Genomic DNA, 15,030 nt, shown 5'->3' with positions numbered 1-15,030 from the left:
GCAACCGCTCGTGCCGGTCGCTGCTCGGCCTCCGCCCGTTCTTGATCTTCCTGCCGGGACGGCGAGAAGGACGAGTGGACAAAGGAGCAAGCGAATCATGGGGAGCAAGATCATCGCCCGAGACGCGGAGGACCGTCAGGCAGCGGCGGAGGCACTTCACGCGTCGATTGTGGAGCAGGTCCAGCAGCTCGCCGACAGCGGCCAGTGGCGGGCGTTCCTGGAGTTCGCCCGCTCCTTTCACAACTACAGCCTGAACAACCTTCTGCTGATCCTCGCGCAGAACCCAGACGCAACCATGGTCGCCGGTTTCCGACAGTGGCAGGCGAAGGGCCGGCAGGTACGCAAAGGCGAGAAGTCAATCAAGATCTTCGGATACCGCGAGAAGACGACCGAGACCGCAACCGACGCCAATGAGCCGACCGAGGACGAAGGGCGCGTGACCCGATACTTCCCGACCCTGTCCGTGTTCGACATCACACAGACCGACCCGATCGACGGGGCCGACCCGCTCCCCCGGGATCCCACACAGCGACTCATCGGCGAACACGACCACGGCATCATCACTCCACTGACCAATCACCTCGAGTCCCGGGGATGGAGGATCAGCCGCGAACCCCTCGCCCATGACAGCGGCTACACCGACCCAGAAACGCTGCATGTGATCCTGGCGGAAAGCATCAGCGCCGAACAAGCCGCGAAGACTCTGATTCACGAGACCGCGCACATCGAGCTGCACCACATCGACAGCGTCGAAGAGTATCGGCAGCATCGCGGACGCATGGAAGTCGAGGCCGAATCGGTCGCCTACGTCGTCGCCGGCCTCTGCGGATTCGACACCAGCGCCTACAGCATCGGCTACATCACCGGATGGAGCGACGAAGACGTCACCGTGATTCGCGACTCCGCTGCGCGCGTCCTCGCGGCGGCACACACCATCGTGGGGATGCTCGACAAGTAGTCCCCTAGCGAATCCAAGAACCCCGACCCGTCTCCCTGGGCCGGGGTTCTTTCGTGCTCGGGAGCAGCGACACGTGAGAGCCAGAGCAGGTTCGCAAATGCTGAGCGGGAAAATGCGCGCGACGAGAGAAGAACAGGAAGGGAAGAACCAGGAGCAACGAAGGAAGGCAAAAAGGAGGGAGACCAAAGAGAGCACAAGACGAGGAGCGAGAGAAGAGATTAGTAGGACGGATCGAAGAGCAAAGAGCGAATGCACGTAGGCACTCTTCGAGATGTGCGCGCCAAAATAGGCCCGCAACCGGAACGTGTAAGTGTGAGAGGTGGAGTAGCGCGCTGGAAGCGCGGGCAAGCAGCCCAAGGGGTCAAGCAGGCGGTGCACTACGCCTTCGGCGGTGTCTGCGATGCAACCCTGACTGCCAAGACTGCCAACGGCGCTCTGGCTGCTGCCGGGTACGCGGACGCGGTGATGACCCGGTACATCGTGGAGAACGGAAGCATCCGCGACGACCTCCTCACCCGCACCCGGCTGAGGGAGTGGGTCGACGGCGTCGACCCACTCACCGGTGAGCGTCGGGGCCGAGATCTGGAGTCACCGGTCGCGGACCTGATCTTGGATGCGACGATCAACGCGCCGAAGTCGTACTCGATCGCGGCGATGCTCGACCCGGAGTTGGCAGCCGCGTACGAGGACATGCAGGACCGGCTGCGGGACCGGATCATCAAGTTGTGGCAGACCGAACTCAACGCCCGGCGCGGCAAACAGGGATGCGTCCGGGAACACCTCGCAAGGATTGAAGTCGTCGAGCTGCGGCACGAACGGTCGCGGTCGCTGGACCCGCACAAGCACCGCCATCTGTGGTTGAACGTCAAGGTACAGGGGCTCGATGGAAAGTGGTCGAACGTCGACACCCGCGTCGCGTTGCGGTTCCAGAACGTTGTCAACGCGGAAGGTGACCTGGCGTCGCGCACTGACCCAGCGTGGATCGGGGCGCTCGCCGCTAAGGGCTTCACTTTGAACGCGGATGGCGAGATCGCGCAACTGCAGCATCTGGTGCGACCCTTGTCGAAGCGGTCCGCGCAGATCGAAGCGAACAAGGCCGCACACCTCCGTGCTTGGCAGGAGCACCACCCGGATGAGAAGCCCTCCTCAACGGTGCTGACCCAGATCGATCAGTGGGCGTGGGCGGCCGGCCGGCCGAGCAAGCCGGGACAGCTGAACGAGGAGGATTGGGCATCCATTGTGATCGCAGAACTCCTTCACGCAGACCCGGAACTCGGCCAGCCGCGCGCTGAGCTGATGGCACTGTCGGCCGCCATCAAGGACCTCGATGTCGAACTCCTCGCAGCGAAAGCCATCGCCGATGCGGACGCTCGGTCAACCGGGACTGGAGGCCGGTTCAGCGATTTGGATGTCCGAGCCGGAGCAATCCGAGCGATCGCGGCGTCGGGAGTGATCGTGGATCGGGCCCGGCTTGCCCCGATCGTGGACGAAGTAACTTCCTACGCCACTCGCACACACACGGTGACACTCTTGTCGGAGCCGGAGATTCCTGCGCATATCAAGCGGCGTATGGCGATATCGACCGCGACTCTTAAGGCGACTGTCGCGCAGCGGACCGAGTCGCTTGCAGCGCCCGGCGAGGTGCCACCCGCCTCCGAGATCACTGAGGTCGCGAGAGCTATTGACCCCGACCGCGCGCTGGACGAGGGACAGTTGGAGGGTGCGTCCGCGATCGCGGGGTCGGACCGTATCGTGACGATTTCTGGCGCCGCTGGGACTGGCAAGACGACCATGCTTAAGGTAGCGGGAGCAACGCTCCGCCGCCGCGGTCGCGCCATGATCATCGTCGCTCCAACGAAGAAGGCCTCCGCGGTTGCGGGACGCGAGACCGGTAGCGAGTCGTCTTCTCTCCATCAGCTCTTGCACGACTACGGATGGCGCTGGACCGGCGACCAGGCTGGGGCCACCAAGTGGTCGCGTCTCACCGTTGGCGAGCTCGACGTGACGACAGGGATGCAGTACTCCGGCCCGCGAATCGCGATTCGACCAGGCGACCGCATCGTCGTTGACGAAGCCGGCATGCTTGACCTCGAGGCAGCGAACGCCCTGCTCGACGTTGTCGTGCGCACGGAAGCATGCGTCGCCCTCGTTGGCGACCAGCATCAGGCGCTTCCAGTCGGCCACTCCGGCGCGATGGCCCTATTCTGGCGTCGCGCGACTCGACAGGTCGAACTCATGACGGTCCATCGATTCGAGGATCCAACCTGGGCCGACCTAAGCCTCAGACTACGCAGACCAGACGATCTCGAAGAGGCCCTGCGCACCGCCGAGGAACTTATCAGCACCGGGCACGTAGTGCTCTCGAACAGCGAAATGGAAGCCCACAATGCGCTTGTCGCCGCATGGTTCGACGCAGCACGGGCTCGTCAATCCATCGCTCTTGTCGCCGCGACCCACGCCGAGGCGCAATCGGTGAGCGAGGATATCCAGAGTCGTCGAATCGCGGCCGGATCAGTCGACACCAACGAAGCGGTGACTGGCCAGGCCGGGCAGCCGATTTTCGTCGGTGATGTCGTCCAGACGCGACGCAACGACAGCACGTTGGACGTGCAGAATCGGCAGAACTGGGTCGTCAAGAGCGTCACAGCGCAGCATGTGCTGTTGGCGTCTGTAAATGATTCGACAGACCTGAGAAAGATCAGCCACGAGTACGCGGAATCACACCTTCACTTGGCTTACGCCACGACTGTATACGGCGTACAGGGAGACACAACTGACCGATCGATGGTCGGCCCGGGCATCGATGCGGCCGGCCTTTATGTGGGAATGACGAGAGGCAAGATCAATAACCAAGCGGTTGTTGTCGCTACGACTCAGAAGACTGCTCAAACCCGACTCGTCGAGACCATGCAGCGTCAGACCGTGGAAGAGACGATCGAGAAGTCGCGGGCGGCCGCACGGGTCGAACTCCACCGCGCAGCTCAGTCCCGAACAGGGCCCGTCACCAGCCGCTTGCCACTTGCGTCGAACGGTCCTGATCTGCGGTAGCTGGAATGGCTATGCCACCACCAACCCACTCGCGAGCGCGCGTCGACCGACAGCATTCGCTCCGTCAAGATCACCGGAGCGTGCGTCGAAGCGGAGCAGCCCCACTTCCAGAGCATCAGCTCGGTCTTGCACCGATGGGTATACTCCTCCGGCGAGGAACACCAGCGCTGCGCGGCCGTCGGACGAGCTAACGGCTGCCGCGCGTTCGACGACACCAAGATCAAGGTTTCCCCGGCGGCTCTGAACCCAGGCGAGATACCGCGAGCTGTACAGGTCACAGACCTGAGTTGCTCCATTGAGAGCAACGACTGTATCCGTCGCGCCCAGACGGACCATCCAGTGGCGGCAGAGTTCTACCGCTGCGGGGCCAGTGGCGCCCCAGTGCCGTTGCTCATACCGATCCACAGTTCATTGTCCCCGGAACAACCGGCAACGTCGATGCCCCAGTCTTCCTGCCGACGCCGCTACCAGAGAATCCATCTGCGGACTTTCGACGGTACGGGATCGCGTGACCACGCTAGATCGAGTCCTCCGTGATGAAACCGTCAGACGCTAGCCACTTCTCGGCGAGGTGGCCTGCACCCGCCTGGAGAACGGCGCCGGACTTGAAGCGCAGCAGGTCGACGCGGCGCGGATGTACTACCCGACGCCCAATTGGGACGAGTATCGCTTGCTTTGCCTACGACGCAGTGCGACAAGGATGTTTTTAGCCCCTTCGACTCTTTAGCGTGGCACCGGCTCGTAGCGGCTGCGGCTACTCCTCCGGATTTCGAGACTTGCTACGGACGACGTCGATACCTGCTGCCCGCCCCCTCAGGGCCATCCCGGTGTCGAACGTGACGACCTTGACAGGGAGGTAGGCCATAAGGGCGCGGCCGCGATCAAGCAGTTCGGCATCGGCATCTGCGAGTTGCACGTGATCGATGGAGTCGTTCAGCAACTCGAATCGACCCTCCCTGCTAGGAGTTTCGTCGGGGCGCACAAAGCTAGTCGCCAGTTCTCCGGTTCCGAACATTGCCCAAAGCACCTTGATCGCAGCCCTTGCGTTTGCGCGCATAGCCCGAGCTTGCGTGTCGTTTCCGCGACTCTGCTTGTGCCGGTCGAGTTCGTCGAGCACAACTCGGGGAACGACGAGATAGAGGAAGTGGTGCGGGCGCACGTCGGCTATCGCATGCCAGTCCGCCGTGTCGAGCTCTGTGGCGTGGTGCTCCACCACCCCCGTATCGAGGACCAGCGCAATCGGTTCCTGACCCTTTCCATGCCACCTTTGCAACTCCTGTGTAACTTCTTTCGACGCGTTGGCTAGTGCGCAGCGCTGCGCCTCCAGTTCGCGACTTACAGTTTCGTTGAGGTTGTCGCCTAAAGCCGCAGGGTCGCTGGCTCGAAGGGCCCAATATCCCCGTGTTCGCAGGAGGGTGTCAATATCTTGCTCGCTGATCTGTCCCGCAAGCATGCGAACGTGGGTGTTGACCCAGCGAATGTAGCTGTTGAACCGGTCGAGGCCCGTGTCGTTGAAAACAGCGGCAGCATCGTTCGCAGCGACCTGAAGGTTGTACGCCACCCGGGCGGCGGTGTCGGAATCTCCCAGGACCTCGACCATTCTGCGTTCACCCTTCTGCCAGGCATCTCACACGGCCGGCCCACGGCGATCCGCAATTCCCTGCGGTAGACCCAGTGTTCGCGCCAGGCCCGTGACGCCTCACTCGATCTCGGCCCAGTCCTCATTGAACACGCGGCAGTCGACCGCGTGCCACTCCCTGATCATGACGCCCTCCTCGGGCGTCACAACGACCTCCACGTGCCATGGCAGGCAGTCCGGGCACGGCCAGATCGCATCTCCGTCAGGCTCGTAGTCGAATGGCAGCACAGGAGCGCTGTAGGTCACACGGCGCTTCTCGGGCAAGCTCCGCTCCTTTCACATGCCTGCGAGCATCGACGCGTCGTCGGGTCGATGAGGCGTGACACTACATTGCTCAACTGTCGCCCGCTGCGCAAGAGTCCAGCACACTGCACCATGCCCAGATGGCCTGTCCGAGTGTGTCCTCAGACAATTTCGTGGCAGTCCGCGGACGACACCGATAGCAACCTCATCTCACTCTAAGAGTTTGGCATTCAACCCCCGAATGTCTCCCATCCCAACCACAGCGTCGCAAACCCGGCAGTTGCAGAGCCGACACATCGACAGTAGTCAGATGGCACGTCCTCCGCGGCCAGTAGTCTCACAGGTGGTGGGGAAAAACGTCTCCCGGACTTTAGGAGCATGGTGGCAAGAGCGCTGATCACTCGAGTTCGCAAGATCGGCAACTATCGAGTGTTCCAAGCGTGGAATGACGAGAACCGTCCGAACGAATTCGCACGTGTCAACCTGATCTACGGCACCAATGGCAGCGGGAAAAGCACTCTCGCAAACCTTTTCCGCGCATGTGCAACTGCGTCACCGGAGGCCACTCGATCGAACATCGAGCTCGGCGTTTCGGTTGACGGTGTCGAAACCTCGATCACCCAATCGAGCGAGGGCTTTTGGGCGCGGGTGAAGGTGTTCAACGCCGAGTATGTTCAGGAAAACCTGCGTTTTGACGATGCGCACGGACCACGCTCCGACAGTTTGCTTACCCTGGGAAAGACCAACGTCGATGCTGAGCGGGAACTAGAGGACGCCGAGCTGCGTCGCACTGAGATAGAACCACTAGCCGCAGAAGCGCGAGCGCTCGCGAAGAGTACCGACACCGAGCTGCAGCAACGGATGACCGAGATCGCGGGCCGCATTGTCGATGATCTGCGATCGTCCCCTGTAGCGACCTACCGCGGAACGAACGTCTATACGCGTCGGAACGTGCGTTCTTTGCTCGCGGGCGATCGAACCGTATTCGACTCGGCGTCCACCGATATTGCCGCGGACATCAAGACCGCGAACTCAGACGCCCCGGCCTCGTACACGTCCCTCGCCCGGACGCTGCTACCAGGGCCAGACGCTCTTCTTGATGCGTCGGTTGAGCTCCTAAACACCGATGTGACCTCGCGACCGCTTGCCGAGCTGGCCGCCGACGCTTCCCGCGCAATGTGGGTCCAGGAGGGGCTTGCGCTGCATGTGCACGAGCAACACTGCTTGTTCTGCGGGAACGGAATCTCGGCTAGCCGACGCGCAGACCTTGCGGCGCACTTCGATCGGTCGGTGACGGACCTCCAGAGCCGCATTGACGCACAGCTCAACGTGCTCAAGGGATGCCACGCTGAGGCAAGCAAGATGGCCGAGAGCATTCCACGAGACGGTGATCTCTATCCGGATCTCGCGGGAATGCTCCGTGCCGCGAGAAGCAACGCTCGAGCTCAAATCGATCGTTTCCAAAAGACGATTTCCGAGCTATCCGAAGCCCTCACCGCAAAACGGTCTAACCCGTTCAGGTCGACTTCCTACGTCGCGAGCGCCATCGAGATTCCGACACTCGACGAGGTGGCAGGTGTAGTTGCAGCGCACGAGAAGCGACGGTCAGAACACACCGCGCAGGCTACCGTGGCAGCGCGCAGGGTGGAACTCGCGCGAGTCAAGAGCCTTGCCGATGAGTACGACCGCAGGGCGGCAAGCCTGCAGGAGGTCACGGAGCGCGCGAACGAACTCGAGGCTGAACTCAAGGACATTCGCGGTCGGATCATCGCGCTCAGCAACGTGGACGCAGACCCCGTGCCGCAGGCCGCCGAACTTACGACCAGCGTGTCTCGATTGCTCGGTCGCTCCGACCTCGCATTCGCCCCCAGCGAAGACGGCAAACAATACCGAATTGAACGAGCAGGAAGCCCCGCCACTCATTTGAGTGAAGGGGAGCGCACGGCCATCGCGCTCCTACACTTTCTGGCAAGTATTCGGGAAGGCGTCATCGCCGGCGACGAACCCATCGTTGTGATCGACGATCCCGTGTCCAGCATGGACGACGGCATCCTATTCGGCATTTCCTCCTTCCTCTGGTCGTCCCTGGTTGAGAACACATACGCAAGCCAAGTACTGCTGCTGACTCACAACTTTGAGCTCTTTCGGCAGTGGGTTATACAACTCGAAGGCGCCGGGAAGCATGTCATTGGCGGGTACACCATTCACGAAATTCGGATGCGACACCGGTCGCGCGGTTCCGAAAAGCCACGCCGCTTGCCACAGTTTGATCCGTGGACTGCTAATACTCGGCAGTCCAGCAGACTCCGATCGCTCTACCACTTCCTATTCGCTCGGGTCGCAACCTCAGTGATCGAGGCCACTCCCGAAATCAGTCTTGCCGAGCGGATGGATCTGCTGGCACTTGCGCCAAACGCAGCAAGGAAGATGATCGAGGCATTCTTGAGCTTCAGGTTCCCGCAGCACATCGGCAGGTTTCATATTGGAATGAAGGCTGCCATCAGCGAACTAGAAGACCCAGCGATCCGTACGCACGTGGAACGCTATCTGCACGCATACTCGCACAATGAAGAGGGCAACGTGTCGGCCATGCTCGACCCGAGCGAGGCAACCGTGGTCCTTCGCTCGCTGTTTTTGATGATTCGTGCTAACGACCCAAGACATTTGAGTGCGATGTGCGAAGCACTTGGCATCGACGAAGCGGCGCTCTTCGCGTTGCCAGACTAGGTGAGCTTCGCCCTCGTCGGTTGGAGCGCGCACAAGGCGCGGCGCTCGAATGACAGGCCCTCCTGTCGCGTGGTGTCAGCGTCTGCTGCTTCTCAGCTAAACACGGAGTGCCATTGCCTAGGGCTGGATGACGCGTGCGGGTGTAATCGCGTCGAGTGGCGGGGCCCAGAGCGGACCCCGCCACCGCCGCCTGTCTAGGTCTCAGGCCATCGATGCGGCACCCGACTGTGCCGCGTTTAAGAATGCCGGCCCCGATGCGGATGCGTCCGGGCCGTCAGCTTTTGGGGCGCGTCGGGTCACCTCCGCCGTGGTGTAGCGGAGGGAGGGGCCGACGCTGTCGGCGACGACTTCGGTGGCGGCTCGGGGTTCGCCAGTGGCTTGGTCGGTCCAGTGCCGGAACTCGAGGTTGCCGTTGACGATGACGGTGTCGCCTTTGGCGAGGCTCTCGCGGACGTTCTCGGCGGTGCGTCCGAAGACGGTGGTGCGGTGGTACTGGGTGTCGCCGTCGACCCACTTGCCGTCTTCGAGTTTGCGGTCGGTAACTGCGACGGTGAACTTGGCAAACTTCGTGCCGTTCTGTGATTCGCCGTAGTCGGGGTCGGCGACGAGGTTGCCTTCGATGCTGATCGGGACTCGTGTGCTCATCGTTCTCTTCCTTTCGATTGGGCGACCTTTCGTCGGGTCGCCTTCAACTACACATTCCGATTCGACGGAGGAATATGCGCGCCGGCGGCGCGCAAACCTCGGATCCCGTGGTTACGGCCGCGCATGGCTCTGGCTGATCCAATCGCCCCAGTCCGACGGCGCCGCGTCGTCGCCCGTCTGTGGAAGTTCGATGTGGCCGTTGTGGCATTCGCCGTTGTACCAAGTGGCGAGTCGCGGGATGCCGACGGCGAGGCGTTCATGCCAGCCGATGGGGCCGTAGCCGGCGTCGAGGCTGTCGTAGGAGACAAGCCAGGCGGTGTGGAGGGCGGAGAGTTCTTCGACAAGCGCGCCGTGTTTGTACCAGCACGGCGGGATCTTGCGGGTGGGGAGGTTGTAGCGGTGGGTAAGCCAGGTCACCCAGTCCCGTAGGTCGGTCCAGGCCTGTGGGGCGTCGGCGTCGTCGAGGGTGAGCCAGTTGATGACGTGAATGCCGAGCATCCCCGGGGTTCGACGCGGTGGCTGGTCGTCCCACGTCTCGGGGAGCGAGGCCACGAGTTCATCGAGTGGAATGTCATCGGTCACTGCTGGTCCAGGGCTTCGATGTACCGACCGATCTTTGCGCGCAGGCGTGCGATTGCTTGGAGAGATGCGGTGCGGCGGGAGACGAATCCGGAGAGTGCGCGGTCGCGTTCGACGAGCTGGTGAACGTATTCGTGGCAACGCGGGTGGAGGGCGGTGAGGTCTTCGTGGCGCTCGTGAGCGATCCAGCCGTGCGGGGTTTGGGTGACGCCGCGGTAGTCGAGATGGTGCAGCTCGAGGGTTCGAGCGCTGCCCGCGCCCAGGCACAGAGCGCAGCGGATCGTGCTGGCGCGGCGTGCTTCCTCGATAAACCAACGGTCTCGGCGGCCGAACCAAACTGGCGAATGAAGGTAGCGGGTGCGGTAGTTGTTGTCCCTGGCGGGACGGCGACGGTTGGACATCAGCGTTCCTCCCGGGCGGATCCTCGGCGATCCAGACCAGCTTGATACTGTTCGCCGAACACGACCTGCTGGTCGAGCTCGGTGAGCTGCTTGCCCGTTCCAACCTGGCGGGCGTCGTCGCGGTCGGTCCAACCGCGCAGGTCAAGAAGGATCCCGCGACGCGTCCTGTATGCGAGAAGCCCGACGGTTTCTGGCATTCGCCGAATCTCATCGATCGTCATGACCGGCACCTTCTCGTTGCTGACGTTGGTGGAGGACCCGGTGTCGTTGTAGGAGTGACCGGTGTTACTGACCCGTCGGAGGCCAAGGAGCGATTCGATGTCGCGGAGGTGGTCGACGTCGGACGCGCCGCCGAGGAGAAGCTTGGCGGTGGCTGCGGACCAGATTGTGTCAGCTTCCGACCGCGACCAGGCAGTCTCGGCTTGTGACAGCGCCTGCAGGACGACGACGGTGGAGATGCCGATGCCGCCACCGTCGGCCATGATCCGAGGAAGCGCGGGCCAGGAGAACATGTTCGCGATCTCGTCCAACACCAGTGCGAGTGGCAGGTCGAGGCGAGAGCCGGGTGAGGCGAGCGCCTTGCGGCGCGCGGTCTCGACGATGTCATCCAGGATCGCCCCCAGGAAGCCGCCGACGGACCCTGCGCCGGCACCGGTGCCGACGAGATACAGACTGTTGGATCCGGCAAGGAACCGGTCAAGATCGAACTGCTCTCCCGGCCCAGGCGTCATCGCGTTCCGGATCGCGGGAATCGAAAGCGGGCGGAGGGCGCCGAAAACGCCAAACCAAGAGTTGGCCAGGAGCTTCTCGTCGCCATTGATGATCGCGTCCAGGTCCTCGGACCAGCCCGGGGATCCTTGGTTCGCGAGCACCCCGACTGCTTCCAGCGCGAGGCGCGGATTGGATCCCCACCGCGCGAGCGCATCGGTGCCGCGACCCGAAACGGCAGCGGCATGCAGGAGCCGGGAGAGAACGGAGGAGGAAACCTGCGCCCATTCCTGATTGGACTTCGATGCGCCAAGTGCGGTTCCGGCGACGATCGCCTGGGCTCGTTGGTCGGCGACGAGCGGGTCCTCGCATCCGGTGACCGGTGAGATCCGCAAGGCGGAGCGGACACCGGAGAGTTCCTGAGGATCGAACACCGTCACTTCGCCGACGCGGGCGCGCTCCCGCATCGTGGCGGAGAGATTATCGTTCCGGGTGGAAGTGGTGATCAGAGGTCCGTCCCAGTCGAGGATGGCGTTGATGATGAACCGGTAGCCCTTGCCGGAGCGGGGTGCGCCCTCGACGACGATAGAGTCCTCGATCGACACGTAGACGTCCTGCCCGTGCGCTTGGCCGACTTTCCATCCGACTGCCGACGGTGTCGGACCGGTCAGGGACGGCCGGAGGGTCTTCGCACGGTGGAGGGCGGCGCCGGCGGAGGTGTGCTTGCGGACTTCGCCGGGCTTGGCCAGCCCGTCCCGGCCGCGGAGCTCGTGGATGAAGTGTCGGTCGGACTGGCGGTAGCGGAGCCACCAGGTGGCCGCGGCGGCGACCGTTCCGAGAATAAGCAGGAGGGCCAGCGCGTCGAGCACGCGAATCAGGGCGACGGGCGCCTGACACGTTGACGGGTACGTGAAACCGGCAAGGCTGCCATTGAGGGCGAGTTGGAGGCCAGCGAAGACGCTCGACGGTTGACCGCCGGTGCCGCAGACCGCGGCGATCGTCCCCGCTGCGATCCCCGTCGCGAGTGCACCGGCGACGACCAGCCCGAAGAGCGAATAAAGGGCGATGCGCGTCCAGGACGAGTCGTGAGTCCTCATGCCCGTTCGCCTCCGAGGGCGTCGGTGCGGAAGATGCCCAGCTCGTAGTCGGTGCAAATGTTGCGGACCTTCGCCACCCGGTCCTGACCTATCTGCCAGAGCCCCTCGCCTTTGTGGAGTTTGCGAACGAGGTCGGCCTGGGTGTCGTTCCAGCCCAGGATCTCTCGGGACCGGGCGATCTCGCCGGAGTGCTGCGCGTACGAGATGCGGGTCTCGCAGTCGGCGAGGAGGCCGAGCGCCCGGGAGTGGAGGGCACTATCTCGGTCGCCGAGAGCATCGAGATCCGCGACCCGGTGCAGCAGGTACCAGTTGCTGGTGCCGAGGTGACGGGCGACCTTCTCGTCTTCCACCCGGTCTGCGAGCCCGTCACCGCCGGAGACATCGTTGAGGAGTTCGACGGCGGCTTCCTCGTGGATGATGACCCGAGCCTGCCGGTTGGCGCCGAGCGAAGAACGGCGGATCCAGTTCGCGGTCGCGAGGCGGGCGAGCGCCTGCGCTTCTGGAGAGGCGCCCTTCAGCGCGGACGTGTCGACGACCATCATTGGGGTGTCCGCGTCGAAGCGAACCGTGGATGGTCCGTCGAAGAACCCGGTCAGGTCGCCGGACACCATCCGCCGCAGCGAGTGCGCGAGCCGGTGTCCGGCCTCGGCGACCTCAGCGGGCTGGTCCGTGTCGGGGTCGATGAGGCGGTTGTAGACGTGGGTGATGGTGACCGTCGACTGCCCGCGGAGTGCGTCGAGCGCCACGTCGAGCGCGGTGTGTTCGACCGGTTCCAGGTTTCCGCCTTCGCGCAGCCGGCGGATGATCGTCTTGACCGTGCCGCGGCGATACTGGAGCACGTTCTGGTTCCACTCCTCATCCGAAAACGTCGCATCCCGCGGACCCTCATCGAGCAGGTTGATGCGGGCGGCTTTGCCAGGGCCAACGCTGATCGAGGTGCCTCCGACGTACTCGGCCACGCGCACCCATTCGCCGTTCGGGTCGTGCGGGACGGCGACCTTGCGACCCAGCCGCGCCAGGCGGGAGGACCAGGACTTGGCGAGCATCGACTTGCCGGTGCCTTTGACGCCTAGGATGGCGACCGAGTGGGAGCGGACGGCCTCGGCCGAGTAGGCGTCCCAGGGGTCGAAGCAGAACGGGGCTCGGGAGAGCTCGTTCTCGCCGATGTACGCTCCGGTGAGGATGTCGCCCGTCTCCGCCAGGAACGGATACGCACCTCCAAGAACCTTGGAACTGCAGCGGTGTGCTGGTGGGGTGGCGCGCAGTGGGCCGCGCAGATTGTGCGGCTGCTTCCACCCCCACGCCGGCATCTTCGACGCCGGCAACTCCGTCGACTGCAGCTTCCAACTCGACCCCTTTTCCGCGGATTCCGGCTGGCGTTTGCGCGCGTTGGCTCCAGGCTTCTCGTCAGCTGAAATGCGGCCGATGACGGTGTTGGGCTTCATCTCACTCCCCCTCTAACGGCACTGGCAGTGCTCCGGTGACGAACCCGGCCGCCTGCTGCCCCGACATCGACGCCAACACCAGCCGAGCCGGGTGTGACGCCTGCTCGATATCCGTGCGGGCCTTGGACAGTGCATCCTTCGACTCAGCGGAGACGGTCACGAACCCGCGGTACTCCACATCACCGAACCCATCGACCAGATCGTGCTCCCGAACCGCAAGGTCCTCCTCCTCACGCAAGTGAGTCAGCGGGATCCGGGAGGAGAGCTTCATCCGAATGGTGGCTGAGGTCTCCATGTCGGACTGGGCGCGGTTCAGCTGGGCCAGCGCCTTGTGCGTCGCCACCGGGCGAACTTGCAGCGTGATAACCCGGGTCGCATCCCCGGCGTAGAGCAGCGGCTCCAGAAATCCAGTCCGGACATCGGTGCGGGGCCACTCAGCCACCCAAAAGGTCTGATGCCACGACTCATCCACCCGCATCGTGTCCCAGCCCTCGTCGATCCCCATCACCGGCGGTGCAGGCTGCGCCTCGGTGATCGCGTCTTGCTCGCGTCGGGTTGCCGCCGAAACGGGGTCGGCTGAAAGGGCCAGAAGTTCGTCGAGGTCGTCCGAGGTGAGCCATCCGGCCGGGGTCAATCGGGCGTGTTCCATCGAGGTCTCGATGCCCGCTACGCGCTCCTTGAGCACACCAGCAAGTCCCGTGAGGCCCTTGCCTGCGTCGCGGATCGCAGCGTTCAGAATGCCGGTGTCGAAGGTGAGGGTGACGAAGTTCGTGAATCCCATCGACCGCTTGGACGCGGTCTGGGTCAGGTCCCAGTACTGCTGACGCAGCTCGGAGCTGACCTGCGGAGCGTGTTCGCTCTCGCGAGCCAGCAGGTAGTCGCGCAGCTCGTTGGACGACGCGCGGTCTACGCGGATACGAATGGTGGTCTCGCGGACGCCGGGCAGGCTTTCCAGTGAGCTGAGCCATTCGACGAATCCGTCGTAGGCGGCTTCCTGGGTACCTTTGTCGCGCAGCGCCCATGCTCGGGATCCGACGCGGACGGTGACGGAAGCGAGGCGGCCGCGGGCGTTGTAGATGAACGCGCCCGCACCCGGGATCTGCACGACCTGCACGTCCCCGAGCGCACCCGGCAGAAGAAACTTCGAGGTCACGGTCGGTGTGACAGCTTCGATCTGGGCGTGGCCGACCTTCAAAGACGCCATGGTGACCCGCAGCCACACGTCGCGGCGGAACACCGTCTGCCCGGCGACGCTGCGGTACGCGTAGCGGGCAGCCTGCGCGGCGATCACAAGGACGGGTTCGCGTCGATAGGTGGCGAGGGCGAAGAAGGCCACGAGAGCGACGATCGGCAACATCACCCAGATCGCATTGGGGTTGATGAGCAAGGTTGCCAGCAGGGCAGCGATGGCTCCGCCGACGACGACGAGTTGCAGGAACGTCAGTCCGAGGAAGATCCCCCGGCGCTCGCGGGCGGCGAAGCGGACGCGGGGTGCGCCCTCGTCACTGATCAGCTGGTCGGCGATGAACGTGGTCATGGG

General features: G+C 63.7%; 11 protein-coding genes. 3 read left to right on the top strand and 8 right to left on the bottom strand.

Annotated features, from left to right (window positions below; all coding sequences use genetic code 11):
- Nucleotides 1–97: 97 nt before the first annotated feature.
- Nucleotides 98–958, top strand: a complete 861-nt coding sequence (locus ACYVGI_RS15680; protein WP_460633528.1) for an ArdC-like ssDNA-binding domain-containing protein — start codon at nucleotides 98–100, stop codon at nucleotides 956–958.
- 372 nt (nucleotides 959–1,330) lie between these two features.
- On the top strand, nucleotides 1,331–4,006 hold the full coding sequence (locus ACYVGI_RS15675) for an AAA family ATPase (protein WP_460633527.1): 2,676 nt from the start codon (nucleotides 1,331–1,333) through the stop codon (nucleotides 4,004–4,006).
- 754 nt (nucleotides 4,007–4,760) lie between these two features.
- Here ACYVGI_RS15675 and ACYVGI_RS15670 read toward each other — a convergent pair.
- Both ACYVGI_RS15670 and ACYVGI_RS15665 read right to left on the bottom strand, forming a co-directional pair.
- Complete coding sequence (locus ACYVGI_RS15670) at nucleotides 4,761–5,606, bottom strand: PIN domain-containing protein (protein WP_460633526.1); 846 nt, start codon at nucleotides 5,604–5,606, stop codon at nucleotides 4,761–4,763.
- 99 nt (nucleotides 5,607–5,705) lie between these two features.
- Nucleotides 5,706–5,891, bottom strand: coding sequence for a hypothetical protein (locus tag ACYVGI_RS15665; RefSeq protein WP_460633525.1), 186 nt, complete (start codon nucleotides 5,889–5,891; stop codon nucleotides 5,706–5,708).
- A gap of 375 nt (nucleotides 5,892–6,266) precedes the next feature.
- Here ACYVGI_RS15665 and ACYVGI_RS15660 point away from each other — a divergent pair, with 375 nt between their 5' ends.
- Nucleotides 6,267–8,615 carry an AAA family ATPase gene (locus ACYVGI_RS15660; protein WP_460633524.1) on the top strand — a complete coding sequence of 783 codons (2,349 nt, stop codon included), beginning with the start codon at nucleotides 6,267–6,269 and terminating at the stop codon, nucleotides 8,613–8,615.
- A 201-nt stretch (nucleotides 8,616–8,816) separates the two neighbouring features.
- Here the strand turns inward: ACYVGI_RS15660 and ACYVGI_RS15655 are convergent, their stop codons facing one another.
- The 6 genes from ACYVGI_RS15655 to ACYVGI_RS15630 all read right to left on the bottom strand — a co-directional run bounded on the left by ACYVGI_RS15655 (nucleotide 8,817) and on the right by ACYVGI_RS15630 (nucleotide 15,027).
- Nucleotides 8,817–9,260 carry a single-stranded DNA-binding protein gene (locus ACYVGI_RS15655; protein WP_460633523.1) on the bottom strand — a complete coding sequence of 148 codons (444 nt, stop codon included), beginning with the start codon at nucleotides 9,258–9,260 and terminating at the stop codon, nucleotides 8,817–8,819.
- A gap of 111 nt (nucleotides 9,261–9,371) precedes the next feature.
- On the bottom strand, nucleotides 9,372–9,842 hold the full coding sequence (locus tag ACYVGI_RS15650) for a hypothetical protein (protein ID WP_460633522.1): 471 nt from the start codon (nucleotides 9,840–9,842) through the stop codon (nucleotides 9,372–9,374).
- The gene (locus tag ACYVGI_RS15645) at nucleotides 9,839–10,240 is read right to left on the bottom strand and encodes a hypothetical protein (RefSeq protein ID WP_460633521.1); all 402 of its coding nucleotides are present in this window, start codon (nucleotides 10,238–10,240) and stop codon (nucleotides 9,839–9,841) included. Before ACYVGI_RS15645 ends, ACYVGI_RS15650 begins: the two co-directional genes overlap by 4 nt.
- Nucleotides 10,240–12,045 carry a type IV secretory system conjugative DNA transfer family protein gene (locus tag ACYVGI_RS15640; RefSeq protein ID WP_460633520.1) on the bottom strand — a complete coding sequence of 602 codons (1,806 nt, stop codon included), beginning with the start codon at nucleotides 12,043–12,045 and terminating at the stop codon, nucleotides 10,240–10,242. Before ACYVGI_RS15640 ends, ACYVGI_RS15645 begins: the two co-directional genes overlap by 1 nt.
- Complete coding sequence (locus ACYVGI_RS15635) at nucleotides 12,042–13,490, bottom strand: ATP-binding protein (RefSeq protein ID WP_460633519.1); 1,449 nt, start codon at nucleotides 13,488–13,490, stop codon at nucleotides 12,042–12,044. Before ACYVGI_RS15635 ends, ACYVGI_RS15640 begins: the two co-directional genes overlap by 4 nt.
- A 1-nt stretch (nucleotide 13,491) precedes the next feature.
- Entirely contained in the window at nucleotides 13,492–15,027 is a 1,536-nt protein-coding gene (locus tag ACYVGI_RS15630; protein WP_460633518.1) for an SCO6880 family protein, read from the bottom strand.
- Nucleotides 15,028–15,030: the final 3 nt, after the last annotated feature.

The organism is Leifsonia lichenia, from assembly GCF_054780215.1.
Note: the sequence above shows the minus strand (reverse complement) of the source record. Positions and strands in the feature narration are given on the sequence as shown.

Excerpts from the sequence above, each read along its gene's own strand:
- ACYVGI_RS15680 (WP_460633528.1), top strand. The coding sequence starts at position 98 with ATGGGGAGCAAGATCATCGCCCGAGACGCGGAGGACCGTCAGGCAGCG.
- ACYVGI_RS15670 (WP_460633526.1), bottom strand. The coding sequence starts at position 5,606 with ATGGTCGAGGTCCTGGGAGATTCCGACACCGCCGCCCGGGTGGCGTAC.
- ACYVGI_RS15660 (WP_460633524.1), top strand. The coding sequence starts at position 6,267 with ATGGTGGCAAGAGCGCTGATCACTCGAGTTCGCAAGATCGGCAACTAT.
- ACYVGI_RS15655 (WP_460633523.1), bottom strand. The coding sequence starts at position 9,260 with ATGAGCACACGAGTCCCGATCAGCATCGAAGGCAACCTCGTCGCCGAC.
- ACYVGI_RS15645 (WP_460633521.1), bottom strand. The coding sequence starts at position 10,240 with ATGTCCAACCGTCGCCGTCCCGCCAGGGACAACAACTACCGCACCCGC.
- ACYVGI_RS15640 (WP_460633520.1), bottom strand. The coding sequence starts at position 12,045 with ATGAGGACTCACGACTCGTCCTGGACGCGCATCGCCCTTTATTCGCTC.
- ACYVGI_RS15635 (WP_460633519.1), bottom strand. The coding sequence starts at position 13,490 with ATGAAGCCCAACACCGTCATCGGCCGCATTTCAGCTGACGAGAAGCCT.
- ACYVGI_RS15630 (WP_460633518.1), bottom strand. The coding sequence starts at position 15,027 with ATGACCACGTTCATCGCCGACCAGCTGATCAGTGACGAGGGCGCACCC.